Here is a 26,713-nt window from a genome sequence, read left to right on the forward strand (position 1 = left end):
GTCCGGTCGCCTCGACGAGAACCGCGCCGACGAACGGGTAGCCCGAACGAGCCACGAGATCAGTCATGTCGGAGGAGACCACGGAGGACGGAACCGCCGACTCCCTGTCGACCATCGCGGGAGGCGCGGGGCTGATCGTCGGGGGGCGCATCACCAAACTGCTGTTCGGGTTCCTCTCACAGCTCGTGATGGCGCGCCTGCTCGGTGTGGACGCGTACGGAAGCGTCGTACTGGTCAACATCACCGTCGGGATCGTCGTGCTGTTCGTAGTGCTGGGGCTGCCGGGCGGGCTACAGCGAAAGATCCCGTACTACGAGGACGACCCGGAGAAGGCACGCGGCGTCGTGAAGGCGAGTGGCCAGATCGTCGTGGTCATGAGCGGTATCGTCGCGGGGTCTCTGTTTCTCGCCGCCCCGTGGATTTCGGCGGCCGTGTTCGACGACAGCGATCTCACGCTGCTGTTGCGGATCGCCGCGCTCGGCCTCCCGTTCACCGCCCTGAAATCACTCAGTGTCGCGGCAGCGAAGGCGTCCCGCAGCGCGGTGCCCGAGGTCATCGTCAACCACATCCTCAGACCGGTCACCGGGTTGGTCTTCATCTCCGCGCTCATCGTCGCCGGCTACGAAGCCCCCGGCGCGGTGGCCGGCAAGGTCATCGCGACGGTCGTGGTGACGGGCGCCGCGCTGTATCTGGCACGCCGGACGCTGCGCTTCTCGGTCCGCGGGCCGACGACGCGGATGCACACCGAGGTGTTGCAGTTCGGCCTCCCCCTGATGCTGTCCGCCGGCATGAATATTCTCGTCTTCCAGACCGACACCGTCCTGATCGGAATGTTTCTGGAATCCGCCGCGGCGGGCGTCTACAACGTCGCGTTTCAGTTCCGGAGTATGGGCATGTTCTTTTTCTTCTCGTTCGCCTACCTGCTCCCCCCGGTACTGGCACGGCTGGAGAAGGGGGGGAAACATCGGGACGCCCTCCGGACGTATCAGATCACGTCGAAGTGGATGGTGATCACGACGTTCCCCATCGTCCTCGGGTTCGTCCTCTTTCCCGAGATCATCATCGGCCGGATCTTCGGAAGCGGGTACGTGGGTGGCGCCACGCCCCTCCGCGTCCTGATGCTCCCCGTCCTGGTGACGGCGCTGTTGGGCGCGAACGGTCGGGCGCTGGTCGCGCTGGGTCACAACAAGGTGAATATGTACGTGAACACCGGAATCGGCCTCGGGAATCTCCTGCTCAACCTCACCCTGATCCCGCGGTACGGCATCGTGGGGGCGGCGGCCGCCACCGCGACGGCGCTGGTGACCCGCGACGTCGCTTTCGCCCTCTTTCTCTACCGGCGCGAGGGGATCTTCGCGATCACGCGGACGACGGTGAAGACCGTCGTCGTGTCGTCGCTGCTCGCCGCCGTCGGCTACCTGCTCTTCGTCCAGTTCGTCACGGTCTCTTTCCTCTCGGCGCTCGCGTGGGGGATCGCCTTCCTCGCGGTGTACGCACCGGCGCTCGTCGTCATCGGCGGGGTCGAGAGCGAGGACGAGGAGATGGTCTCGCTGTTCGAGCAACGCGTCGGCGTGGACCTGACGGCGGTTCGGTCGGTCGTCGCGAAACTCCAGTGAGTCGGACGGACCGTCGGACCGGTGGACCGGTCGTCGCCGACCACGGCCCCGAGCGCGGCGATCCGTCTCAGGCCTCGATTTCGTCCAGAAGGCTGTGGAAGGCGTCGGCAAAGGCCTGCTTTCGGGAGTCGGGATCGAAGCGAGCGCCGCGCTCGCGGGCGCGGCGGGAGAGTTCGCGGCGCTCCTCGGCGGGACGGTCGAAGTAGTCGACGATGCCCTCGGCGAGGGCGTGGGGACTGTTGTCCACGACCAAGTCGCCGCTGACCGCTCGCACCTCCGATCGGGTTCCGGTCGTCTGGGTAACGATCGGCGGGAGGCCGGCCTGGAGTGCTTCGAGCGTACTGACCGGGAAGGCGTCACCGAGCGAGGGCTGGACGAACAGCGACGCTTCGGAAAGCTGATGGGCGACCGAATCGACATACCCGAGACAGTCCACGCCATCGACATCGGCGTACGTGCCCGGTTCGTTGCCGGGGCCGACGAGACGAAGTTCGGCCGAGGGATGGGCTTCGCGAACGGTCGGCCACGCCTCGATTAGCTCATCGAATCCCTTGTAGTGCATGTCACGTCCGACGGTCACGGCAACGTTGTCCTCCAACGCGGGAGACGTGTCTCCGAGTTCTTCGAACGGTTCGTCGTGAATGTACGGATGCGCCACACGTATCGGCGTGTCGGGACCCGTTAACAGTCTCGTGTAATCGGCCACGAAATCGGAGACGGAAATGACACCGTCGATCGACTGAGACAGCGATCTACCGACGTACTTGCCGATCCGGCGGATGACAACGTCTCGGATCGTGTGATCCGGATGCTGTCCGGACGCGGACGAGAGGGCATACATTCCACGATCCGCGCCGAGATAGATCACGATAGAATCGGAGGCGACACTGTTCGAAAACGCCGAATAGAGGGGCGCCGAACCCTCGATGATGTAGACGTCGTACTCCGGCCATCGATAGCCGGATACTACATCTCCGAGAATCGTCCCATCGAGAACGCCCGTGGATTCATCTCTGAAGTGAAATATGTCGGCATCGATGTCCTCCGCCCACGCCAAGTGGACCTGATGCTGGAACGAGGAGACGAAGGCAGTCCTCATAACAGTTCGTCGACTGCCGTGTCGATAGCTTCGACCTGTTCACGCTTCTTTCGTCGTAGCTTTTCTTGATCGATCGTCGAGAATCCGTCCGTGATCTCCCTGTCCATCACTTCGTCGAAGAGTTTGGATCGACCGGTCTCGTAGTAGAGATACGCCTCGCTTCCGTAAACGAGGGTCGGAACACAGGCGTGAACCCGATCCGAGATGGTCCGATCGGTGTTCGCGTAGATGGTCAGATAATCCTCCAGGAGATCGGAAACGAACACGTTCGGATCGTCGAAATAGCCGTCGCCGAGGTGTGCCGCGAGTATGGATTTGAGCGAGGCGAGGATATCGGTGGACAGTTCCACGTTCTTTCCGGTGGGTCGTAGGAACTCCTTGATCACTCCCTGGAACGGGAACCCGAAGGGATCGTGATGCGGACGGATCACCTCGGCGTCCGACCGAAGCGTCGGTTCGGTTCGCTTGTCGAACGCAGCCGTGATGTACTCTTTTTCCAGGTCCGGTGGCTCGAACCAGTCGTTTATGAAGAACGCGCAGTCGATTCCTTCCCGGGAATACGCCACCGTATCGGAATAATATTCGTAGGCTGTTCCGTCGCGTGATATCAACCCGACGGAGTCGAGTTCGCGGAGCTGTCCCCTGACGTAGTTTCGCATCGGATCGTTGTACGTGCCACCCCCACCCAAAATCAAGATGGGAATCCCTCGGTCACTGATGGATCGCAGCGTGCTGTGATACTTTCTCAGCGCGTGCGTGGTGAGAACGCAGCCGGGGAGAACGGCGAGATCGAACTCCATGCTCTCGGGGAGTTTGAACACGTTTTCGACCTCCTGCGGGGCTTTCGAGTAGTCGATCCTGTTCGCGATCTGTCCGAGTAATCCGTCGATTCCCCCCATGGCGTTCTCGTCCGCCGCCGCTACCCCGTAGCCGCTGGCCTCCACGATATTAGCGTCCGGAAAAGCCGCAGTGAGTTGTGCCTTGGCGCCTTTATCGATGAACCCGTTGCCGATGTTTCGAATCCAGGTCCGCAGGAGGAGTATGTCCATATGACAAAGGGAAGTGTTCTATTACATAAGTGTTCCTCAAGATGAGATTTGGACCCAGTTGAGAGTGGGAGTCAACAAGTAAGTCCCCGATCCGGTACCATCACCGGAGTCGTTATGTACGACTATCGTCCCAGGGGCGTAATCGCCCTGTGGCAACTCGGCATTCGAGGATTCAACAGTAGTATTGTTTATGATGACATCACCAGGATCAACGTCCCACATATTATCCACTTGCTCACCGGAAATATTGTCAAACGAGACACTATCGGTGGAAACAGCGGAGGAGATCGAGACACCAGTATCACATCCGCTAAATAACATGTTGCTTGCCTGGATGTTGCTTACAGTGGTACTTGATCCGGAGAAACCAATCCCTGTTGACAAGGAGGTTCCGTTATCATGGACGGAGATCCCGGTCATTTGGAGATTGTTGACGGTACCGCCGGTAATCTTGATAGCGGGACCAGTCATTTCCCGTGCAACACAGTTCGTGAGTTGCACGTTTTCCATATTTTGTTGGTCATTATCCAAGAGACCCCCTTTAGCATTCATTTGGGAAACATAGAGATTCATCACCGAATGGTAGCACTCGATGCCCTTCGATTCTGAGAACACATTATTGACCAAGATATTCTTATGCTGACTCCTGTCGGGGTTGTCATTTCCGCCCAGTCGCAACGCTGGCTGGCCGTTCCCGATTGTTGAATTTTCAAGAATGATGCCATCACAAACAAATGATGCACCCGATGCAGTTCGAAGCAGTCCACCACCCTTTATGCTATTATAATGACAATTGGAGAACGAAATATTGGATACACCTCCACCGCCGCCATAGGCGGAGTGAGGATTAGGAGTAGCATCCGCGGCCAGGAAGTCATCGCCGGTCTCCCCTATGATACCACTAACCACGATCTTGGTTGCCGGTCCAGTAATGTGTACTGCGTCCGTTCGGAGAGCTTTACGACCATGCACCTGAATATCGCGAATGGTACCGTTGGATGAACCTTCTGTCTGAATCGACCTGGACTCCGCATTCCGGATAACCAAACCGGAAATCAGGAACGAGTCAACGTTGATTAATGTAATACAGTTGTCATTATAAGTGTTCTGTCGAGTCTGATTAGCACCAGCGTGGTCAAGGACTGTCCCTCTGCCGAGGATGGTAATGTCAGAGTCACCGTCCTGAATATTCTCATTCCGGAGAATATTATCGTCGGAGCCGTCGCTGAGAACCAATCGGGTACTCTCCAAGATCAAGCAGGTGTTACCCGGAACACGGATAGCCTCATTCAGCAACCATGAGCCGTTCGAATCCGGACCATGGTTATCCACGACGACCACGTTTTTTCCGTTTGATGAATCGGCATCATCAATCGCCGCTTGAATCATTTCACCGCCGTTCTCACCCGAGAACTCCAATGCGTGCCGCACACCGCCGTCGTTAATCGAGCCGTCAGTCTCTAGCTGGTACAGCAGCGAATCAAGACTCTCGAAGTTCTCGTTCAGCGGGACGTGCCAGTCGGTCGTGCCCTCCGCGGGCGTGTTGAGGTCGTAGTTGTTGGTCGGCATGGTTGGGAGGTATTACGCGGTGTTGCTCCAGACTTCACGCCAGGCGCCGGTCTGGGAGTCGTAGCGGTACGCGGCGACGGCGCCGGCCGAGATGAGCGTCTCGTCCGTGCCGGAGCGGTTGAGCAGCGGGTTGGTCGCCGAGCCGTCGTGTTCGAGGATCACCTGCTTCGAGCCGGTGCGCTCGACGACGACGACGCTCCCGTCGGTGGTGCGGCCGTCGATGCCCCGGAGGTTCGCCGAGGCGGAACCGGCGTCGATCCGGATCGTCGTCGGGTTCGAGGGTTTGTCCGAGATGGAGACCGAGCCGCTGGACCCGCCGAGCGAGTAGGTGTAGGGGCGGACCCACTCGCCGTCGACGATGCAGAGCTGTGGGTTGTTGATGTTGGCCGCGTAGTCGGCGGTGCCGAGGTCCAGGCCGTTGAACACCGGAACGTCGCCGGGCTGGCCGCCCTGCACGCCGCGCACGTCGACGGCGGGGCTGCCGTTCCCGTTGCGGTCCCAGTTCCGGACCCGGACGTTCGACAGCTGCGAGAAACACTGCGCGCCGTCGAAGACGATGCCGGGGCCGTCGACGCCACTGACGTCGACGCGGTCCCACTGGCCCGGGTTCGTGTTCACGTAGACGCCCGCCGACAGCATGTCCCGGACGCGAACGGAATCGAGCGCCGTGTTCGGGTTGCCGTTCAGGAAGATCCCGACGTCGCCCTTCTCGATTAGGGTGTCGGAGACGCGCAGGTGGTTGTTCTGTGACTGGCGGATGCCGTGCGAGCCGGCGCCTCGATAGGCGTCGACGGTACACCGCGAGAGTTCCAGCATCGAGCCGTCGTGTTCGACCACCGGCATCGGCGACGTCGCCGGCGACGCGCTCGACTTGAGCGTGGCGTCGTACCAGCGCCCGAGCGCGGAGTTGAACACCAGCGCCGACTGGCCGCGGTCGTTGGAGATCCGGCCGCCGAGCCAGCGGATCTGTGTGTCCTGGCCGCCGCTCCCGATGGTGCCGTCCTCGCTCTCGATGAGAACGGCGGGCGTGGTGCTGTCGCCGCAGTCCTTGACGCTGCTCATCTCGACCCACGTGTCGAGCGAGCCGCGACACCAGTAGCCCGGTCGGCGGGTCCGGGTCACGATGACGTTCTGCGTGATGTTCGTCCCGGAGCCCACGTCCCACTTGATGCCGTACACGTCGTTGCCGGCGCCGTTCACCACGAGGTTGTGGACGCCCATGTGGTTCCGGCCGGACTCGCTCCGGATGATCGGGCGCCCCGACGAAATGTTCGAACCCGAGATGACCGAGTACTGCCACTCGTGGTGGTTCTGTCCCAGGAGCCAGTCGGGCTGGACGCCGACGAGTCGGGTGCCCTGTCTGAGCGTGATCGGCGAACTTGGCGTGTACTCCTTCCGTTTGAGCATGACGATGCCGCCGCCGGGCCGGGAGGCCCGGCCGTCGCTGTCGTAGCCGGTCTGCGAGCCGTCCAGCGTGTCGAGTGCCGTCTGGATGTCCGCCGCCGTGTCGGCGACGATGATCTTGTCGTCCGCAGTCGTCGGGTCCGTCGAGAACAGCGATTCCCAGGACGTCCGCGTCTCGCCGTCGAGCGTCAACTGATCCGTCGCTACCGAGGACGGGGAGAACGTCGTGCCGTCGCCGCTGATGTTCTGCAGGATCGAATCCAGCGAACTGAAGTTCTCGTTCAACGGGACGTGCCAGTCGGTCGCACCTTCGGGGGGAGTGTTTAGCCCGTGATTGTCAGTAGGCATTGCGTCTACCTCACCGTGAGGCCGGATCTATTTACCCATTAGGGCCACGGTATCAGACGCGATATCCGGAGGGTTCGGCCGCGAAAGCATACGTTTCGGAGAATGTCCGCCGGGGGACCGAGGCCGGATTCGCGTCCTGTGCCCGCCGATCGAAGCCCGTCAGCGCGTTCCTCACTGGTCAATCGTGTGACCGATAACTCTAATTGAGTGGACAGTTCAATAAAACACGTAAATGTGGGAACACGTGAGACGGTATCGGGTGGAACACCTCGCCATCGCGGTCACGGTGCTGTTCGGTGCGATCGCTCTGCTCGACGAGACGCTGGTGGAACTCCCCCTCGTTCGGCCCGTGGTCGGCTTCGTGTTCCTGACCTTCGCGACCGGCGGTGTGGTCCTCACGGCGCTCGGGTTCGAGCCCTCGGTGCGCGCCCGATCCCTGATCTACACCGTGGGCGTGGGCCTGATGAGCGTGATGCTGATCGGGCTCGTCCTGAACGCCGGGTTTCTGCAACTCGGGCTGGCGGACCCGCTCTCCCCGCTCCCCCTCGTGGTGGCGCTGTCCCTGTCGACGATCGGGATCGCCGTCGCGACCCTCTGGTACCGCTCCGGTCCGACGGTCGACGACCTCGCGCCCGACCCCGCGCGGGTGTGTGGGCTGCTCCGCGAGGACGGCCTGCAGGTGGGACTCGTCCTGTTGCTGCCGGTCGCGGGGGTCCTCTCGGTCGTGTACCTGAACGGGACGAACGAGGCCGCGCCGCTCCTGGTGGTCCTGGCCGCGGTCGCGAGCGTTCCCCTGTTCGCGGTGATGGGGTTCGTCGACGAACGGTATCTGGCGTTCGCAGCGTGGGGAACGGGGCTGACGATCCTCTATCACAAGACCGTCTGGGTGGGGAGCGTGTACGGCGGACACGCGTCGACGGTCGGGGTGTACGAGCAACACGTCTGGACCATGAGCGGGGAGACGCTCCTGCCGAATGCGGTGCTCATGCCCGCGTACGCACACGTGCTCGATGTTGGCATCATCACCCAGACACAGATCGTCATGCCGGCGATGGTCGCGTTCATTCCGCCCGCCCTCTACGTGACGTTCCGCGACTACACGTCGCCCTCGCTCGGCTACCTCGGCGCGGCGATATTCATGTTTGCCCACCCGTTTTACTACCAGTATCCCTCGACGCCGCGGGCGTCGATCCCGGTCCTGTTTCTGGTGTTGATCGGGACGGTGATGAGCGATACCGGGACGGCGCCCATCGTGCGACGTAGCCTGGCCCTGCTGTTCGCGGCCGGGCTGGCCGTGTCCCACTACGGGACGTCCTACTACGCGCTGTTCGCCCTCGGGGGGGCGCTGCTGGTGCTCGTGCAGTTCAGGCTGTTCGACCGCGTCGCCGAGTCGATAGCGGCGAAGCGGGCCGTGGCCGACGGGAGCGGGTCCGAGGACGGACTGTTGAGCAGGGTGCCTCCGAACCTGCTCAGACTCGACTTCGTCGCGTTTTACGCCATCGTGGTCACGGCGTGGTACTACTACATCGATCGGAGTTCGAAGTTCGTCTCGATCGCCGAACACGTCGTCAGCTCGTTCGCGGGCCTGTTCGAGTCGGGAGGCGGGGCGACGGCGACTCGCCTGAGCACGGACTACGGCGGCCTGTCGATCCGCTATTCGAAGTACGTCTACCTGATCGTCGCGTCGTTGAGCGGCTTTGGACTCGCACTGGCCTTCGTCCGCCGGTACGTCCCGGCGTTGCGGACCGAGTTCTCCGACGAGTATCTCGCGACCACGGCACTCCTGTTCGTGCTGTTCGGCGGGACGTTCATCATGTCCGGACAGTGGGGCGGCGGGCGGCCGATGATGATCGTCCTCAGTTTCAGTGCGGTCTTCACCGCGGTGGCGGCCAACGAGTGCGGTCGAGCGATAGCTGCGGGGTGTGAAGCGGGCGCCCGTCGGATCTCGGGACGCCTCGCTGCGGCCGTCGACCGCGCACCCACCCTCCTCGGCGGGAAGGTCGCCCTCGCGACCGTCCTCGCGGTGTTCTTCCTGCTGAACTCGGGGTTCATGGCCGCGGTCGCGTACGGCGGCGAAGCGCCGAGCAACGTGCCACAGTCCGACACCGACGACGTGTACACGACCTACGACATCGAGACGCACGTCTGGCTGGCCGATCACCGCGACGTCAACTATCCGATATCCGGTGATCGCAACGCGCGGGCGCAGACGACGGACTGGATGAACGGCGAAATCGCGGCCCGAAGCGAGCGGTCGCCGTATCGGTTCAGGAAATCCAGCCAGTTCACGTCGGTGAACGACTCGGAACTGGGGCGTGGCTACCTCCTCCTTATGGGACACAACGTCGAGGAGGACCGAGCGGTGGTGAACTACGTCGTCTCGCGACCGATGAGCGCGTACGATCTGGAGACCGACAGGCGACACAGGGTGTACTCGAACGGCGCCGGCCGCGTGTACTTCGTCGGAAACGACACGCGGACGTTCACGGGCGGGGAGGCGACCTGATTGTGACCCGACGGTCGTCGGCCTCCCTCGCCGCGGGGAGTCCGCCGGAGACAGGGGGTGTGCCTGAATGAACGAGCGCGTCCTCGAATCGTCGGTCGTCGTGTTCACGGCGGCCGTGACGACCGCCGTCATACTCGGGATCCCGGTCGCCATCGGCGTCGTGTTTCCCTACGGGCGCTTCGCTCCCGCGGAAGGGCTCGCCATTCTGCGGGTCGGCGCCCCGTTCCTGTTGCTGTTCGCCGTCGCGTTCCTCGTCGAACGAACGCTCGGGACGAACGAACACTGACGTCGAGGACGATCACGCGTCGAGGCGACGAACGCCCGTTCGGTGGCGCGACGTCCACAGGAGTGGCGGTGACGGATGGGGTGTGCTCCCACCACGGCCCGCCGAAGGGTCGCCGGGGCGGCCATCGACCGTCGGGGCCGGACGCGGATCGGCCGGACCACCGGTCTCGGCGGGACGGTCGTCCGGAGCCGGCGTCTCGTGGCAAGACGGTCCCGATCAGAGAGCCCCTGCGTCGAGCGTCGGCGCCGTCGACCGGAGCGTGACACGCTCGCCCCAGTCGTTTCGGAACGACCGGACGTATTCGTGGAGCGCGTCCCGCAGCCCGGTCAACTCGGCAGCGAGGTTCTCCCGCTCGTTCGGATCGGTTTCGAGGTCGTACAGTTCGTCGCCGTCCGGGGTCGCGATGTACTTGTACCGCGCCGTCCGGACGGCGGTGCGGCCACCTTCCGTGGAGTGTGCCACGACCGGCACGCGCCCGGCCTCGTACCGCCGGGACAGCGACGCCGCGTCACCGTCCGCGATCGTCCGAATCGCGTCCGGAATCGACCGGAGCGAGACGGGCCGGTCGACGGTCGCGCTGGCCGGCACACCGCCGATCACGTACGGGACATGGAGGTTCTCCTCGTACAGATGCCGCTCGTGTCCGTAGACGCCGTGCTCGCTCAGCGCTTCCCCGTGGTCGGAGTGGATGAGATACGCCGGATCGGTGTCGGCGAGGTCGGTGGTGAGACGGTCGACGAACGCGTCGACGTACCGCACCGTATCCTCGTACGCGCTCACGAGCCGTCCGTGAGCCGCGTCCGGATCGTTGACGTTGTGCGCGCGCCAGTTCGCATACATCATCCCCAGCCACGAGTTCTTCCGTCGATACGCACGCGGGACCAGGTACGGGGAGTGAACGTCGAGCAGGAACACCCACAGAAAGTACGGTTGTGACGCGTCGCGAACGCGGGCCACGACGTCGTCGTAGTACCCCTCCCACCGTTTCCAGTTGCCCTCCCCCCGGACGAGTTTGATGAGTCCCCTGAGGTGGTTCGGGATATCGAACCCGGGCCGGATATCCTCGTCGAGAAAGTCGTTGAAGAAGTCGAACCCTTCGCCGAAGCCGAAGTATCGCGAGGTGAACCCGTTCGGCGTGAACGCTATCGTCTCGTACCCGCGATCCGAGAGAGATTCGGGAATCGTCTCCCGTTTCAGCATATGTGACTCGATATCCGCCTGCCAGGAGTCGAGTTCCGAGTCCGTCCGATGGCCGGTCGGATACTGTCCGGTGAAGATGGCAGGCATCGACTCGGGCGTCTTCGGTCCCGGAGCGATAGCGTCCCGAAAACAAATACCGTCCGTAGCCATCCGATCGATGGTGGGCGTGAGTTCGACGCCCGGATTCAGGTGACCACACCGATCGGCTCGAAGACTGTCGATGGTTATCAGAACGATATTCGGGTTCATACAGGCAACCGGATTGTCGGTAGTATCCGCTGACATGTAACTTTTCCTCAAAAACGGCGGGATTGCGCCACGGTGCCCGGAGTCGGGGCGGTCCACCGGCGCAGTCGCGTGATGAGTTCCCGAGGCGTGTCGACACAGGTCTTTATCTTACCACTGGTCGTACAGTTCCGTATCGTATCATGAGAAATACAGTTCTCGTCACCGTGGACAGTTTGCGCGCGGACCACGTCGCGCCATACGCGGACGTTGAGACCACGCCGGAACTGGAGGGGTTGGCAGACGACGGGGTCGTGTACGAACGGTCGATCGCACCCGGTCCGAGCACCCCCCAGTCGATGCCCGCGATATGGACCGGGAGCTACCCGACATCGGCCGTCGGCGGAGATGTCCGGGACGTCATCGAGCGCCACGTAGACACTCGAACGACCCTCGCCGAGCGGTTCTCGCAGTCGGGATATGCGACGGCCGCGTTCACGCCGAACCCGTTCACCTCGCGTCACTACGGGTTCGACGAGGGATTTGACACGTTCGAGGATTTCTTGGACCCGGGAGGCCGGATCGATCGGCTTCGCTCGCGGGTCGTCACCCGATGGATGGAGCAGGGGTCGACGTTCGGGATCAGATTCGCCCTGAATATGCTCGGTGTGGGGGATCTGACGATGAGTTGGGAATCGTATTACGATCGGATCGTGGAGTGGGTCGACCAAGCTCCGGAACCGTGGTTTCTGTGGGTCTTCTTGCTCGAACCGCACTGGCCGTACCGACCGCCACGTCGCCATCGCGACAGCTCGATCCTGGAGATGTATCGCGCGAACTTGCGGCGCGCGCCCGCGACGGACTCCACGCCGTCGGCCGAGGATCGCGAGCGTCTCCTCCGGCTGTACGAGGGGACCATCCGCCACGTGGACGAATTCATCGGACGGATACGGCGCGAGTTCGACGAACCGATCGTCGCAGTCCACGGCGACCACGGTGAGGGGTTCGGCGAACACGGTGAGTGGGGACACGGAAGCGTCGGATTCGACGGGCCGCTCTTCGAGGAAAACGTTCGCGTGCCCCTCGTGATCGGCAACGTCGATCAAGAAACTATCGAGCGCCCCCTCTCGCTGCGATCGCTCGGGGACATTCTGATATCGGCGGCGGGTGGGGACCCCGACTGGAGCGAATTTTCGCGACGATGGGTGGTGACGAAATCCGCGACGGTCGGATTGCGGGGGAGTGAGTGGAAGTTTTTGAAGTCCGCCGACGAATCGAGGGCGTATGCTCTGCAATCGGACCCCGGTGAGCGAACCCCACTGTCGGACGGCCATCCCCTGGTGGAACTCGGAGAGCGCCTGGCAGCGGCGTTCCAGGAGTCACAGAGCGAGAGGGAGCGCCTCGAGAGAGCGGCGGAGTCCGTGAGCGAGCACTCCGGGCGCCTATGACTCGACCGGCATGCAGATCTCGTGTCGCTCCGACTCGTCAGATTCGCCCACGTCGACACCCTTCGTGACCGCCGGACGTTTTCTCACTGGTTCCGGTCCCGCGAACCGGACGCGAGCGGACGTGTGAAGGGCCTTGGCCGCCCGGATACCGGCCGGCCCGTCTTCCCGAAGGGACTCCTAGTGGCTGTTGTGGATCGCCTCATCACCACCGAGGCTGTCGAGCACGACCACCCCGCGACTCATCTGGGACTGCAGCTCCGTTCGGAGAGCTGGTGGGAGCCATCCCACTAGGGCAGTGATTCGGACCCGCGCACCAGACGATCATGATCGGCGGCAACACAGGAGCGGGGCTTAGGGAGGCTTTCGGGGACGTACGGTACGCGTCGAGGATTCATAATCGGGATCAGGCCCCGCAAGAGAAGGAGGGGGACACATCGGTTGCGGTCGTATGACCGCAGGGAAGTGCCACCCGATCGGCTGATTCCGGACAAGACATGGCTCAATACGGTATTTCGGGAAGATCACCGATGGCAAACAGGAGAGTAAAACGAGACCTGAGTCCGCACAAAATTTTCATAATCGGTTCACGTCTGCCGATTTTTCGTTGTGAGATATCGCAGTATCCTCGTAGATTGAGGAACGCCACCCACCATTGTGAAGCGGGAACAGCGGTGGCCTCGGGATCCAACTGGCCTCGCACCCAGTACGGCCGTTACGCGACACAACACAGGGCTTGAGGAGGCTGGCGTCGAACCGACGACACGTACACCGACGCCGATGGCTGGGAGACGAGGTTGGAGCGTGGACAGCGACGTCTCGTCGACTTTCCGAATCGTTACCTTCTCGAGAGCCGAACTCGCACGTAGATTCATACACATACCCGTTCGTCCCCGGTTCTTGCGGAACGATAGCCGATTATGAAAACCGATTGCGCCACGCTCTGCTCCCGAGCGACGATTTGACCCGATGAGCGCCCCGCGAACCGATTATGACCGAGAGCTGGACGACATTTGAGAACGTCACTTGCGAACGCATACGCACCGAGTGTATCGAGGCGATCCGGCGGCCACTTGACGCGATGCATCGCTGTCAGTCCAAGGGACCCCTTCGCGGAACCGCCGTATCGGAGTCGTCTTCGTGGGGGTCTTCCGTTCGTGGCACACTCCGTTCAGCGACGCATTAAATGCGCCCGGGCTCTCGTGACCCGCGAAGTGATCATTACAAACCAACCAGTGTCCACAACCTCGGTAGATACGGTCCTAGCGAAGTCCTCAAGCACCGGACGTAGGACATTGTGGTTCAACGTTCGGCCCTGATGGCTACGACGATGTCGGCGCCGGCGATCCATTCAATTCACTGTCGGATTGTAGGTGTGGACTTGGGTTTGTGGAGGTCACGGTCCCAACGCGGGCAACCTGCGAGATCGCGGCCGCCACCAGCGTCCCGTGAGTGATAGTGCCGTCTGCCTTGGATCCAATCCTCGGCTCCGGATCGCTGCTGCCGCCGAACGCACGCCCGGCACTGGTGGCGGCTACGTAGTCGGCCGACTGGGCCAGCCACGTAGTGGAATCCGTATCACGCCGACGTCTGAGTGATGCAGATGAGGAGCGCTTCGCGACGGGGCACGACACGCGGACTACTCGTTCGGTTTGATGAAAAACCAATCCGTACCGGGGTCTTCCAGGCGAAACGGGATGCCTTCCGTTTTCGAGAACTCGACGACGGCTTCGACGACACCTGGCCACTCTCCGGAAAAGTCGTGTCCTGCCAGAACACCACCGGGTCTCAAAAGTGAATAGTACGTTTGGATATCGTTCAGTACGTACTCGTACGCGTGGTTCCCGTCGACGTAGACGTAATCCAACGATTCGGAGAGGTGATCCGAGGCGTTCTCGGATCGCCGTTCGATCCACGTGATGTTATCGTATTCCGCCAACCGGGCCCGTGCTTCTCGTTTTGCATGCTTTAATCGGTGACTCGATCGAGGCTCATTCAAGTCCGCGTATCCGTTGTAGTCCTCGTAGGAGTCGATTAGATACAAGTGGTCGATATCCAACTGGTTCTGTAGCGTCCGGGCGTGGTCTCCCTTCCACACCCCGATTTCGGCCACTGTGAGGTCGTTCATTCGCTGAACCGTTTTGATATGCTCCCTGAGAAAGCAATTCCGGGGATCGGAGTTCAGCAGATAGTGGTTCAGCCCGAACCAGACGCCGATCAGTCCAGTCGATCGATAAACTCGGAGAGCAGTAGCCAATCTATCGACCATTCGTTTGCTACTCACGCACCGATTCACATCCGATAGGCCCTATCATCGCTGTGTGCACCGAGGCGAGCTAGTTCGGTGAGAGGCTGGGACGCCTTCTGTGGCGACGTCCAGACAGGCGTGTGACAACCGTGTTCATCTGAGATACTCCTGATGGCTGTTGTGGATCGCCGACTCCACGATGGCCGCGAGTTCGGCGTCCACGTCCTCGTCCATCTCCTCGCGCAGCGTCTCCAGCAGCGCGTAGTGGCCGTCGCTGATCTCGATCGTCAACTCCTCTACCACGAGACTCTCGCCTCCCTGACCGTGCCGCCGCTGTCCTTGCCCTTGAGGACGAACTCCCCGCTGGACTCGTCCATGAACAGGGTGACTTCCCCGGGGACGTAGTCGCCGTCGGCGAGCTGTTCGCTGCCCTGCCAGACCAACTGACGCGGACTCGGGTCCGGCGAGGTCGAGGTGCCGATGCGGGCGACCTGTGGTGTCGCGACCTCAACGTTCGTCCCGAGGGCAACCGCGCCGTGGGCGCCGGATTTGATCATCGGCTCCGGATCGCTGCTGCCGCCGCCGATCGCGCGCTGGTCGCCGATGGCGACCGCGTAGTCGGCCGACGAGGAGGCCTCGTTACCGATGTTGACGACGTGGCTGCCGGGCGTGCCGCGCTCGCCGGCACCCGGACCGAGCGCGGTGCCGCGGATACCGGCGGACGCTCGCGACCCGACGGCGACCCGAATCCCATCCCAGCCACTCCCCGTCCCCGACGCGTTCTCGTTGGCGGAGGCGCCGATAGCGACAGAGTTGCGGTTCGCGGCGCTCGCGTTGAGGCCGAGCGCGACCGACCGTCGGTCGTTCGAAACGTTCCGTCCGACGGTTACGGCGCTGGGACCCCCGCTGTTGCCGTGACCGACGAGGACCTCCCCTTTCCCACCCGGCGTGTTCGACTGACCGACGACCGTCGACTGGTCGTTGCCCGACGCGTCGGTGCCGTCGCCGATCACGACGCCGCCGCTCGGGGCCGTACTCCCTGCGCCGACGACCAGGCCGGAGTCGGCCGTCGACGCGCCGGCGCCGATCGTCACGGGGTCGCTGGCGAGGCCGCCGCCGACGGTCAGCGTGCCGTCGACCCGCGCGTCGTCCCCGGTGTACAGGCCGTATCCGTCGGGCGAGTCGACCCGGCCGTGGACGCCGTAGGTCGTCCCCGAGGTGGCGGTGTTGATCCCCTGGACGGCCGTCCCCTGTGGCGACTGGGCGAGGCCACGGACGCCCTTCGTCTGGCCGCTCTCGTGTTTGGCGAAGCCGATGACGCCGGTGCCGTACTCGGCGCTCGTCCGCCCTTCCAGCCCCTTGGCGGACCCGAACTCGTTCGTCGCGTTGCCGAGCAACCCGACGCCCTGCTCCGATTTGGTCTTGCCCTCGACGCCGTAGTTCTGTCCGTCGGGATCGTGGGCCACCCCCTGGATGGCGATGCCCTCGGGGTGGGCGGTGGCGCCGACGTACGCCCGGTCGGTGTTGGAACCGACGTCGATCGTGAGTCCGGGATCTCCCGGATCGCCGCTCCACGTCTGGGTGAGGTGGTCGTGGTCGGACTGGGCGCGCGCGGTGTCGCTCGCCGCGTACGTCCCGACCCCGAGCAGCGCGAGCAACCCGAGTGCCCCACGGCGGGTGGCGCCGAGTGAGCGCTCGTTCTCACCCCCGCCGTCCGTCGAGTCGTCGGAACCGTCGGACCCCGCCGACCCCATGTCAGTATCTGTCACGGCTACGCGTGTCAACGCTCTTGGACAACTAAGCATTAACGGTATGAAACGTTCCGGGCAGCGATCCCCGCGACGAGACGCGCGGTGGGAGGATGAGTCAATCCATGTGAGACCCGTAGTAATCGGTGCTTACCGGTCGTTACGGCCGACCGCGATAATGTAAACAAAAGAAACAGCTAACACTGTCGACAATAATCACAGAGTATCCATTCATGTCAGATGGTGTCGGAACGATTCCAGGTGGGGGGGAGGGGAACCGTCCGGTCGCCGGGGCGACGGCGGACGACGTCGGACCGACCGGTGTCTCGGTCGTCGTCCCCACGTTCAACGAGGCCGAAAACGTCTGCCGGGTCGTCTCGCGCTGTTTCGCCGCGCTCGGGGACCGGCCGGCCGAGGTGATCGTCGTCGACGACGACTCGCCCGACCGGACCGCCGAGCGCGCACGCGAGCGGTTCGGCGACGACGATCGGGTCCAGGTGGTGTGCCGGACGGGCAAGCGGGGGCTGTCGCGGTCGGTCGTCGAAGGGTTTCGGCGGGCCAGCCACGACTGCGTGGCCGTGATCGACGCCGACCTGCAACACCCACCGGAGACGCTCCCGGCGCTCCTGGCCGAGATCGACGACGGCGCCGCGCTCGCGATCAGCAGCCGGTACGCCGACGGCGGGAGAATCGAGAACTGGTCGCTGTGGCACCGGATCGTGAGTCGGGGCGCCACGGCGCTCGCCAGACTGGTGTTGCCGTCGGCCCGGACGGTGAGCGATCCGCTGTCGGGGTTTTTCGCCGTCCGACGCGAGGTCGTCGACCACGAGGCGATCGACGGGGACGGGTACAAGATCCTGCTGGAGATCCTCGCCAAGGGCGACTACGCGCCCGGGTCGGTCGTCGAAGTGCCGTACGTGTTCTCCGAGCGTGACCGTGGCGAGAGCAACCGGACGCTCGGCGAGTACGGCGACTTCGTCAGGCGCCTCGACCGACTCCGGCGCCACGATCCCGCCGTCGAGGGCGGCCTCGGCGACGGGGCGAGCGAGCGGTCGACCAGCCCCGACGGCGGCCGCGCCGGTCGGCCCGCGCTGGTGTCGGCGTATCCCCCCGCCACCGACGGACTGGCACACTACGCCGACGGCCTCGCCGCCGGCTACGCCGAGACGGCGGGCGCGGTCACCGTCGTCGGATCGAGAACGGACGGCGACGACGACGTGACCGACGCCCGGATCGACCTGCGGCGGGACTGGCGGAAGGGGCGACTCAGCGGCCTGTACGGCATCCTGCACGGTCTCTGGGAGTCGGCCCACCAGTACGAGTTCGTCCACTTCAACGTCAAGCCGACGTACTTCGGGTCGGGGAACGTCCACCGGTTCCTCTCGCTGTTCGTCCCGCTTCTCGCGCGCATCGTCTGTCGCAAGCCGACGGTCGTGACGATGCACGACCTCGTCGAGGACGTCGATCCGGACGCGGTCGACGAGCGACTCGGACCCCTCCAGCGGGTCGGCGCGACGCTCGCGACGGCGGCGGTGTTGCTCGCCGGCCCGGTGACGGTGACCTCCGAGCGATACCGTCGCCTGCTCGCGGCGAAGTACCCCTTCGGCGAGGTCCACCACGTCCCACACGGGGTCCGGGGGAGCGGCGAGCCGAGCCCGGTCCAGGTCGCCCCGTTCAGGCTGCTCCTCTTCGGCTTTCTCTCGCCGTACAAGGACTACGAGACCGTCTTCGCGGCCGTCGACGACCTCCGGGCCGAACGGGAGGACGCCGAACTCTGGATCGTCGGCGAGGCCCACCCCGACCACCCCGAGCACGCGGAGCGAATCCGCGACGAGGCCGTCGACCGACCGGGCGTCCGCTTCTTCGGCCACGTCGAGGAGGAGATGCTGCCGACGATCTTCGAGCGCGCGAGCGTACTCGTCGTCCCGTACCGGACGGCACCGGGGGTGAGCGGCCCCTACCAGCGGGCGAAGGCCCACGGCCTCCCGGCGGTCGTGTACGACGAGGAGGACATCCGGGCGGCGACGATCGAAACGGGCGGAACGGCGTCGCTCGTCCCCCCCGGCGATCCGGCGGCGATGCGCGCGGCGTTCGACCGCCTCGCCGAGGATCCGGACCGACTCGCGGCGATGGCCGAGACGAACGCCGCCGCGGCCGACACCACGATGGTCGAGGTCGCCCGCGAAGTGACGCGCATCGCCACGGAGGGGGCCGATGAGTGACCTCCTCCTCCGGTGGGCCTCCATACTGGCGTTCTCGGTCGTCGTCTCGGGTGCGTTCGTGCTCTACGGCCTCGTGTTCGGCGACGTCGGCTCGCCGCCGAGCGGCGGCGTCGAGGTCGTCAGGTACTTCGCCCGGATCGCGACGCATCCGCTCTTTCTCGCCGGCCTCGTGCTCGCCTTCACCGGCGCGTTGCTCCGCATGTTCCTGTTCAGCTACGTCGGGATCGCCCAGACGGCGATGGTGAGCGAGTTCACCCTCGTCCTGTCGGTCGCGCTGGCGACGGTCGTCTTCGACGGGTCACCCAACCGACAGGAGTACGTCGGGATGCTCCTGATCATGGCCGGGGTGTACCTGGTGCAGTCGACCGGGAACGTCGTATGAACCGGGCACGGCGACGGGTCGCCCTGGGCAGCGCGGTCGCGATACTGCTCGTGCTCCCTCGACTCGACGAACTCCTGACCGTGCCCTACGACTCGTGGACCCACGTGTTTTTCGCCTCGCATTACCTCCACGGCTGGTTCAGCGCGATCGACACACGGTGGTATCTCGGCTTCCCCGTCACCGGCTACCCGCCGCTTGCCCACCAGTTGCTCGCGCTCGGGGCCGTCCCCTTCCTCCAGTTCGGCTGGGAGCAGTCCCGCGCCCTCGGAACCTCGTACGCCCTGCTCGCGACGGTGCTGACGGGGCTGTATCCGCCCGCGACGTATCTGTACGGCCGGGTGCTGACGTCGGCGCGCGCGGCGTCGTACGGCGCGCTTGTCGGCGCCGTCTTCGGCGGCTGGTGGCTGATCCTCCTGGGCTACGGACAGCTTCCGACGGCTCTCGCCGGCGTCCTCACGCTGGTCGGCGGGTGGGCGCTGTCCCGGGCGTTGCGGACCGAGCGCCCGGCCCACGTCGGCCTGGTGGTCCTGCTCACGGCGCTCGTCCCGATGACACACCACTTCACCGCGATCTCGTTCCTGCCGGGGGTCTACGCCGTCGTGTTCGCCACACACGCCGCGGAGCGACTCCGGGCGATGGACGATCCGTGGGCCGCCCCCCGGGCGACCGCGGTGACGGTGCTCCGACCGGCGGCCGCGATCGGCGCCGCGGCCGTCGCGCTCGCGTTGCTGGCGCTCCTCCCGTTCGCGGACTTCCTGCTGACCGGGCCGGACCAGCCCGTCATCCCCCACGGTTCCCGACAGTCGTGGCTCGTCGGCGCCGTCTGGTCGCGACCGCAGTTCGCCCTCACGCTGGCGACCGGCACGCTGTTTCTCCTGCTCGTCCCCGTGTGTGCGTACGTCGTCGATCGGCGCGCGGACCGGCGTTCGGCGACGGGACTCCGGGCCGCGATGGGCGTCGCAGCCGTCGGCGGCGCGCTCTCGCTGGGCTTCACGACACCCCTCCCGCGACTCCTCTATCCCGGCCTCGCGGAGTCGCTGACGTACTTCCGGTTCGGCGCGTGGGGCGGGTTCGTGTTGCTCCCGGTCGTGGGCTTCGTGATCGTGCAACTGCGCGAGACCCGGGTCGCCGACCGACTCGACCGCGAACGGCTCGACTGGGCGCCGGTCGTCGCCGCGGCGATCCTCCTGATTCTGGCGTCGCAGGTGCTCGTCGCCTCGCAGATGGCGACCGAGGCGTCGGCGAGCCCCGACCGGCGCGCCGAAGCGGCCCAGATCGGGGAGTTCATGGAGACCGACGAGCACTGGAAGTGGCGATACCTGACGCTCGGGATGAGCCAGGAACTGGGCCTGATCGGCGTCGAGGCGCCACACGCGCGAACGATCGACGGGAACTACAACGCCGGGAGACGCCCGGATCGGGTGCCGGTCCTCGCGCGGAGCGGGGCCGCTCAGCTGTCGAGCGCGAAGTTCTCGCCCGAGGGCCGGCGCGTCCTCGCACACTACCTCGCCGAACACGAAGCCTACGGGCTCAAGTTCGTCTTCTCGGCGGATCGAGCGTACGCGGGCCAGTTGCGCGCGGCCGGGTACGCCGTCCTCTACGAGTGGCCGTGGCTCGACGTGCGCGTCTGGTTCGATCCCGACGTTCCCCCCGTCTACACGGAGCCCGGCGATCCCGCGCAGGGCGGCGGCCCGTGGCTGTACCCCTGGGGGATCGTCCCGCTGGCGTCGCTCGTCGCGGCGGGCGGATGTGCGTGGCGGCTGTCCCGGCCGGCGGGGACCTCGAGCGGTTCGTGGTCGGCGGATGGGCACGCGTAGGCGGGCCGGGCAGTTCACTTCGTGAGCAGGTACTCCCCGATCACCAGGGCGTCGAGGCCGGTCGAGTAGAAGGTGCTGAGCGCCTGTTCGGGCGATTCGACGATCGGCTGGCCGGAGACGTTGAACGACGTGTTCAGGACGACCGGGACGCCAGTGTGGCGGTGGAACGCCTCGATGAGGTCGTAGTACCGGGGGTTGTCCGCCTTCGAGACCGTCTGCGGTCGCGTCGTGCCGTCGACGTGTGTGACGGCGGGGACCTCCTCGCGCTTGGCCTCCGGCACCGAATCGAGGACGATCATGTACGGATACGCCGCCCCGTCGCTCAGATACTCCGAACGGTGATCGTCGAGGATGCTCGGTGCGAACGGCCGCCACGACTCCCGGTGTTTGACCCCACGATTGACCTCGTCAGCGTACGCCTGCGCCGTGGGGTTCGCCAGGATGCTCCGGTTGCCGAGCGCCCGCGGCCCGAACTCCATCCGCCCCTGGAACCATCCGATCACGTTCCCCTCCGCCAGCAACGCGGCCGCGCGGACCGCCGGGTCGGCGACCGACTCGTAGTCGACGTTCGCCGTCGTCAGCGCCGACTCGATGGCGGCAGTGTCGTACCCCGGGCCGTAGTAGACGGTGTCGAACGTTGGGTCCGGTCGCGCCCCGGACGCCCGTGAGACGGCCTCTAACGCGGCGCCCAGACAGAGGCCCGAATCGTTCGCGGCGGGCTGGACGAACAGCGACGCCACGCGATCGAGACGGCGGATCTCCCGATTCAGTTTGCAGTTCAGCGCGACGCCGCCCGCGAGAGCTAGCCGGTCGTGGCCGACGTCGGCCAGATGGGAGTCGACGAGGTGAGTGACGATCCGTTCGGTCGTCGACTGGAGGTGGTGTGCGAAGTCCCGGTGGCGCTGGCTGAACTCGTCCGTCGGCGGCCGGCGCGGGCCGAAGGTGTCTTCGAGGACGCCGACGGGGTCCGACGCGTCCGTGATCGCCGTCACGTCGTACTCGCCGCCGCCGACCTCGACGAGCGAGTCGAATCCGGCGTCGAACCGCTCGCGGTACTCGCCGTGGGACGCCAGCCCCATCACCTTGCCCGCGTCCCATCCCCGGGGGTAGCCCAGATAGTTGACGCCGGCGGCGTAGAACACCCCGATCGAGTTGGCCGCGGAAAAGGTCTTCACCCGTCGGAGATCCCGATCCCACAGGACGGTGCTGTCGTGTTCGCCGCGGGCGTCGACCGTCACGACGACCGGACGGTCGGCGTCCGCACAGTACGCCGCCGACGCGGCGTGACAACGGTGGTGTGAGACGGTCTCGTAGGTGCCCGTGAACGCGCCCGTCGGTGGCGACGTCGCGGGATGGCCGCGGTGGATCTCGCGGTCGACCAGATCGACGTGCACGCCGCGACGAACCGCGACCTGCGTGCTCACCTCCCTGAACAGCGAGAACAGATCGGTCGGTGAGGTCGGGACGAGATGTTCCGCCGGTGCGTCACGAAGCAGTTTCGTCCGGTTGGATCGGTCGCGGCCGATCCCGATCACGTCGATGTCGGCCAGCGAGAGATCGGCCGCGTCGAGGACATATTCGATGCTGAAGTGGGGAAACTCGTCCAGGGCGTGTTTGTTCCGCGTGAATCGCTCCTCTTCGGCCGCCGCGACGATCTCGCCGTCTCGGACGAGACAGGCGCCGGCGTCGTGTCGTCCACCCCCTTTCAACGGCGTGCCGTTCGAGAGGGAGGGTTTGATTCCGAGAACGTTCATGATCGGATACTGTCAACAAGTGCCGGTTCCGGCCCGTCCCGGTCCGGACCGGGTGGCGGCTATCTCCTGCACGGTTGTTGTGAGATATCTTTCACGACAGTATATTAATACTGTCGGTGGCGTGATGGGACGGGACTCGAAACGAGGGTTTGACACGGGAGAGCGGCTACCTCGGGGCGGACGACCGGCGTCACGTCGTGGCCACGGACGCCGGGAATCGCGCCTGATAATCGAAGCCACTCGTTTATCATCACGCGTGAACGACGGTGGGGTGACATGAGTCGTGGCGACGGACCCGACGTCTCCCGGCGCGGCGTCGTCGGCGTCCTGGGCGCGCTCCTGCTGGGCCCCGGCGATGCGGCCGGTGACCCGTCGGCAGTGGGCGTCGGGGGCGGAGCAACCGCCGCGGAGCGCGTCGAGGAGGCGTACGTCGCCCCGTCGAAGGCCGCATTACCCGTGCCCGCGTCGGCCCCGGGCGTCGGTCTCACCGACGACGGACTCTACCGCTCCCCGGGCGACAGCGACAGGTGGGAGGCGCTCGAAGGGTGGCCCACCGATGACCGACCCTCGACGGGGGGCGAGTCGCCCGTGAGCGACGACGTCCGCGTCGTCGCGCCGGGCGAGGACCTCCAGTCCGCGGTCGATAGCCTCCCCGACGGCGGCCGAATCGTCGTCGCCAACGGCGTCCATCGCCTCTCGGCCCCGCTCGCACTCCCGAGCAACGTGACGCTCGTCGGGCGCTCCCTCGACGGGGCCATCCTGGTCCCCGACGGGCTCTCCGGCGCGGTGATCGAGAGCCGGGACGAGGACTACGTCCGGATTCGGAACCTGAAGATCGACGGCCAGAACGCCGGCGTCGACGGCGTTCGCTTCGCGAACGCGACGTCGGAACCCTCCCATCACCTCCTCGAAGACGTCCACGTCGTCAACTGTCGACACGGGATCGTCTTCGACGACGTGGAGGACTCGTGGATCCGGCGGGGGCGCGTGGGCGGTTGTGACGTCGGGATCCGACACGCGGTCGCGGGCGGGTTCGGCTCGGTCGCGGGAACGCACGTCGTCGACTGCCGGGACCACTCCGTCCGGACCGGCACGCGGATGCTCTCGCTCCGGGACGTCGTGCTGGGGTCGGCCGACGCCGACCACCACGTCGACGTGGGCGCCGACGCGCGCCAACTCGGCTTCGACGGCTGCTGGGTGGAGAACGCGCCGCCGGTGGTCGACACCGGACGACACGTGCTCGAACAGCTCCGGGCACACGCGTGTCGGTTCCTGATCGGCGGCGGCGAAGCGGGCTTTCGCGGCGAGTACAACCACGTCGACCTCGGGTCGACGACGGTCGCGGATTCGGACGGAGGGGCCGTGGAGCTGTTCGCGTCCGAACCGGGGCGAGTCTCGGGCAACAACCTGAAACTCGCGGGCGCGGCGGAGTGGACCAACCGCGGGTTCGCGAACGCGCTGAGCGGGATTCAAGGGGGTCGCCGCGGGACCGACGGCTTCTCGACCTCCCATCCGGTGTCGGTCCGCCAGTCGTTCGTCGAGGAACCGGTCGCCGCAGGGGCCACGTCGACGACGATCGACCTTCCCGACGGCGAACCCGACGCCGGCTACGGCGTGATGATCAGTCCGGGATGGACGACGTCGTACGCGGTCGCCGCAAAGCGTCGCGACGGCTTCGACCTCGACTTCGAGACGCCCGCCCCGTCTGACGGCGGCACCCTCGACTGCTGGGTCTATCGGGGGGACTGAGGTCGAATCGCGGGACAGTTATAATGCGGTCGGCCGCGCATCGGGAGGTGGATGTCCGGAGCGACCGATCCGTGTCTCGTCTACAAGCCCATCACGACGGACGGCGGCCTGGAGCGGTACGTCGCGGAACTCGCGGTCACGCTCGACGCGCCCATCTACACGCCCGTACAGACCACGTCGCTCCCGGAGGCGAGCACCGGCGACCGCCCGACGGTGGTCGAGTTCCGGGCGTCGGACTGGGTCCGGAGCCTCCTCGACCGCCTCCCCGTGGGCGCCGTCGTCGACGTCCTGGAGTACGAGGCCTTCGAGGTGCCCGACGAACACGACCTCGTCGTCACGGTCGGCGAGGCGACGAAGGCGGTCGTCCACCGGCCACACCAGCACCGCCTCCACCTGCTCAACATGCCGCCCCGGTGGTTGTTCGACCTCGGTCCGGGCCGATACGACGGGAGTCCGGCCCCCGTCCGGTGGGGCAAGCGCCTCTACCAGTCGGCGGTCCGGGCACACGACGTGGGCACCGTCCACCGGATCGACCAGTTCGTCGTCCCGTCCGAGACGATCGGCCGGCGCCTGCGGACGTACTACCACCGGACGCCGGAGCGGGTGATCTACCCGCCGGTCGACACGGAACGGTACTGGTTCGAGGGGACCGAGGGCTTTCTCCTCTATCTCGGCCGACTCGCGCCCGCGAAGCGTGTCGTCGAACTCGTCGAGGCGCTCTCTGCCACCGACCACCGGTTGACGATCGCCGGAACGGGGCCACGGCAGGCGGCCGTCGAGCGCGCCGCGGGGGCGAACGTCGAGGTACTCGGCTACGTCTCCGAGGAACGCAAACGTGACCTGCTGGCGACCTGTGACGCCCTCGTGTTCAACAGCGACCGGGAGGCATTCGGCATCGTCCCGATCGAGGCGATGGCGAGCGGGAAGCCGGTCGTCGGGGTCGACGAGGGGTACACTAGCCACCAGATCGAGGACGGCGTCAACGGCGTGCTATTCGACCGCGGGACGGCCAACCTTCGGGCGGCCGTCGATCGAGCGTACGCGACCGAGTGGGATCCCGAGGCCATCCAGCGCACGGCGGAGCGCTTCGACACGGCCCGCTTCCGCGAGGCGTGGCGGGACCTCCGTGGCTCGCTGGACGACGGTGGGGCGCCGACCGACCCGAAAGACTAGCGGGACGCGACGGCGCCGCGGACGACCGCCGGGTTATCCGCCGCCGCCCTTCGCGCAGTTGGTCTGGCCCGGCCGGTAGCAGTTCGGGAAGACGCAGACCTCGACGACGATGTTGCTGATCCCGTAGCGTTTCCCGTTCCTGTCGTTCGTCGGGGCGCAGGCGTCGGGGATCCGGCTGTACTCCTGGTTGCGATTCTCCTCGTCGCCGCAGTCGTACGTCGCCGTCTCGGGGCCACCCTTCACCTCGGCGCCGGACAGGTACAGGCCGTCGTCGGCACACTTGCACTTGCCGTTGTTGTCCAGGATCTCGAGTTCGACACAGGTGACCTCGCCGTCGTCCCCGCCGTCCGTCCGGAACCGCTCGCCGTCAGCGACCGTCGCGCCGTACCGCCCGTCCACGGCCTCGTCGTGGCCGCGGCCCCGATCCTCCCGCTCGTCGTCTCCCCGGCCGCGGCCACGACCGCGACCACGATCTTCCTCCTCTTCCTCCTCTTCGTCTTCTCCGCCGTCTTTGACCGCCGTCGGCGTGACCCGCACGGTCACGTCCTTGTCGCCCTGACAGGCGGCGCAGTTCTCGACGTCGCGGAGATCGCCGTCCAGCGTCAGGGTGAACTCCGAGGTGGTACCGTTCTCCAACTCGTTGATCTCCGCCGAATCCAACTTCCCCAGCGTCACGGGGGTACACGGCCCATCGCAGTTCGCGCTCGCGGTGCCACTCAGCGCGGCGGTTCCGAGGGCGCCGGCCCCGGTCGCCTTCAGTATCTCCCGTCGTGTCAGTCGGTCTGTGATTCCGGACATCGTATCAATTAAACAAGTATTATACCGTTAGTAATTGGTCCATACCGGCGTCCGGACCGGGGATCGCCGGTGTTC

At 65.4% G+C, this 26,713-nt stretch carries 19 protein-coding genes; 9 read left to right on the plus strand and 10 right to left on the minus strand.

Annotated elements, in window-relative coordinates; all coding sequences use genetic code 11:
- The first annotated feature begins 65 nt into the window (after positions 1–65).
- Positions 66–1,616 carry a flippase gene (locus tag NBT82_RS14825; protein WP_251328880.1) on the plus strand — a complete coding sequence of 517 codons (1,551 nt, stop codon included), beginning with the start codon at positions 66–68 and terminating at the stop codon, positions 1,614–1,616.
- Positions 1,617–1,683: 67 nt separating this feature from the next.
- Here the strand turns inward: NBT82_RS14825 and NBT82_RS14830 are convergent, their stop codons facing one another.
- The 4 genes from NBT82_RS14830 to NBT82_RS14845 are packed head-to-tail and all read right to left on the minus strand — an operon-like array spanning position 1,684 to position 7,085.
- Positions 1,684–2,715 carry a glycosyltransferase family 4 protein gene (locus NBT82_RS14830; RefSeq protein ID WP_251328881.1) on the minus strand — a complete coding sequence of 344 codons (1,032 nt, stop codon included), beginning with the start codon at positions 2,713–2,715 and terminating at the stop codon, positions 1,684–1,686.
- A complete protein-coding gene (locus tag NBT82_RS14835) occupies positions 2,712–3,764 on the minus strand; it encodes a hypothetical protein (RefSeq protein ID WP_251328882.1) in 1,053 nt (350 codons plus the stop codon). Before NBT82_RS14835 ends, NBT82_RS14830 begins: the two co-directional genes overlap by 4 nt.
- Positions 3,765–3,800: 36 nt before the next feature.
- Positions 3,801–5,333 (minus strand): glycosyl hydrolase family 28 protein, encoded by a 1,533-nt coding sequence (locus NBT82_RS14840; protein ID WP_251328883.1) that lies wholly within the window; start codon positions 5,331–5,333, stop codon positions 3,801–3,803.
- Between the two features lie 12 nt (positions 5,334–5,345).
- Entirely contained in the window at positions 5,346–7,085 is a 1,740-nt protein-coding gene (locus tag NBT82_RS14845; protein WP_251328884.1) for a hypothetical protein, read from the minus strand.
- A gap of 259 nt (positions 7,086–7,344) precedes the next feature.
- Between NBT82_RS14845 and NBT82_RS14850 the strand changes: the two genes are divergently transcribed.
- Together NBT82_RS14850 and NBT82_RS14855 are read left to right on the plus strand one after the other, a co-directional pair.
- Positions 7,345–9,591, plus strand: a complete 2,247-nt coding sequence (locus NBT82_RS14850) for a DUF2206 domain-containing protein (RefSeq protein ID WP_251328885.1) — start codon at positions 7,345–7,347, stop codon at positions 9,589–9,591.
- 67 nt (positions 9,592–9,658) lie between these two features.
- Positions 9,659–9,877, plus strand: coding sequence for a hypothetical protein (locus NBT82_RS14855; RefSeq protein ID WP_251328886.1), 219 nt, complete (start codon positions 9,659–9,661; stop codon positions 9,875–9,877).
- A gap of 216 nt (positions 9,878–10,093) precedes the next feature.
- Here NBT82_RS14855 and NBT82_RS14860 read toward each other — a convergent pair whose 3' ends face one another.
- Positions 10,094–11,362 carry a sulfatase-like hydrolase/transferase gene (locus NBT82_RS14860; protein ID WP_251328887.1) on the minus strand — a complete coding sequence of 423 codons (1,269 nt, stop codon included), beginning with the start codon at positions 11,360–11,362 and terminating at the stop codon, positions 10,094–10,096.
- A gap of 143 nt (positions 11,363–11,505) precedes the next feature.
- Between NBT82_RS14860 and NBT82_RS14865 the strand changes: the two genes are divergently transcribed.
- Positions 11,506–12,750 (plus strand): sulfatase, encoded by a 1,245-nt coding sequence (locus tag NBT82_RS14865; RefSeq protein ID WP_251328888.1) that lies wholly within the window; start codon positions 11,506–11,508, stop codon positions 12,748–12,750.
- A gap of 1,636 nt (positions 12,751–14,386) precedes the next feature.
- On the opposite strand, the gene NBT82_RS14870 is transcribed toward NBT82_RS14865, so the two are convergent.
- From NBT82_RS14870 to NBT82_RS14880, 3 genes are all read right to left on the minus strand, one after another.
- On the minus strand, positions 14,387–15,043 hold the full coding sequence (locus tag NBT82_RS14870) for a class I SAM-dependent methyltransferase (RefSeq protein WP_251328889.1): 657 nt from the start codon (positions 15,041–15,043) through the stop codon (positions 14,387–14,389).
- A 105-nt stretch (positions 15,044–15,148) separates the two neighbouring features.
- Positions 15,149–15,298, minus strand: a complete 150-nt coding sequence (locus NBT82_RS14875) for a hypothetical protein (RefSeq protein ID WP_251328890.1) — start codon at positions 15,296–15,298, stop codon at positions 15,149–15,151.
- A complete protein-coding gene (locus NBT82_RS14880) occupies positions 15,292–16,764 on the minus strand; it encodes a hypothetical protein (RefSeq protein ID WP_251328891.1) in 1,473 nt (490 codons plus the stop codon). The genes NBT82_RS14875 and NBT82_RS14880 overlap by 7 nt, the downstream gene beginning before the upstream one ends.
- Positions 16,765–16,976: 212 nt before the next feature.
- Between NBT82_RS14880 and NBT82_RS14885 the strand changes: the two genes are divergently transcribed.
- From NBT82_RS14885 to NBT82_RS14895, 3 genes are read left to right on the plus strand one after another with little or no spacing between them, the layout of a single operon-like run.
- Complete coding sequence (locus tag NBT82_RS14885; RefSeq protein WP_251328892.1) at positions 16,977–18,965, plus strand: glycosyltransferase; 1,989 nt, start codon at positions 16,977–16,979, stop codon at positions 18,963–18,965.
- Positions 18,958–19,347, plus strand: a complete 390-nt coding sequence (locus tag NBT82_RS14890) for a hypothetical protein (RefSeq protein ID WP_251328893.1) — start codon at positions 18,958–18,960, stop codon at positions 19,345–19,347. The genes NBT82_RS14885 and NBT82_RS14890 overlap by 8 nt, the downstream gene beginning before the upstream one ends.
- The gene (locus NBT82_RS14895) at positions 19,344–21,164 is read left to right on the plus strand and encodes a hypothetical protein (RefSeq protein ID WP_251328894.1); all 1,821 of its coding nucleotides are present in this window, start codon (positions 19,344–19,346) and stop codon (positions 21,162–21,164) included. Before NBT82_RS14890 ends, NBT82_RS14895 begins: the two co-directional genes overlap by 4 nt.
- A 14-nt stretch (positions 21,165–21,178) precedes the next feature.
- Here NBT82_RS14895 and NBT82_RS14900 read toward each other — a convergent pair whose 3' ends face one another.
- Positions 21,179–22,918 (minus strand): carbamoyltransferase family protein, encoded by a 1,740-nt coding sequence (locus tag NBT82_RS14900; protein WP_251328895.1) that lies wholly within the window; start codon positions 22,916–22,918, stop codon positions 21,179–21,181.
- 276 nt (positions 22,919–23,194) lie between these two features.
- Here NBT82_RS14900 and NBT82_RS14905 point away from each other — a divergent pair, with 276 nt between their 5' ends.
- Together NBT82_RS14905 and NBT82_RS14910 are read left to right on the plus strand one after the other, a co-directional pair.
- Positions 23,195–24,667 (plus strand): right-handed parallel beta-helix repeat-containing protein, encoded by a 1,473-nt coding sequence (locus NBT82_RS14905; RefSeq protein ID WP_251328896.1) that lies wholly within the window; start codon positions 23,195–23,197, stop codon positions 24,665–24,667.
- 51 nt (positions 24,668–24,718) lie between these two features.
- On the plus strand, positions 24,719–25,840 hold the full coding sequence (locus tag NBT82_RS14910) for a glycosyltransferase (RefSeq protein ID WP_251328897.1): 1,122 nt from the start codon (positions 24,719–24,721) through the stop codon (positions 25,838–25,840).
- A gap of 33 nt (positions 25,841–25,873) precedes the next feature.
- Here NBT82_RS14910 and NBT82_RS14915 read toward each other — a convergent pair whose 3' ends face one another.
- Positions 25,874–26,638, minus strand: a complete 765-nt coding sequence (locus tag NBT82_RS14915) for a hypothetical protein (RefSeq protein ID WP_251328898.1) — start codon at positions 26,636–26,638, stop codon at positions 25,874–25,876.
- Between the last annotated feature and the right edge of the window lie 75 nt (positions 26,639–26,713).

It is taken from the genome of Haloplanus sp. HW8-1 (assembly GCF_023703795.1).
Taxonomy (GTDB): domain Archaea; phylum Halobacteriota; class Halobacteria; order Halobacteriales; family Haloferacaceae; genus Haloplanus; species Haloplanus pelagicus.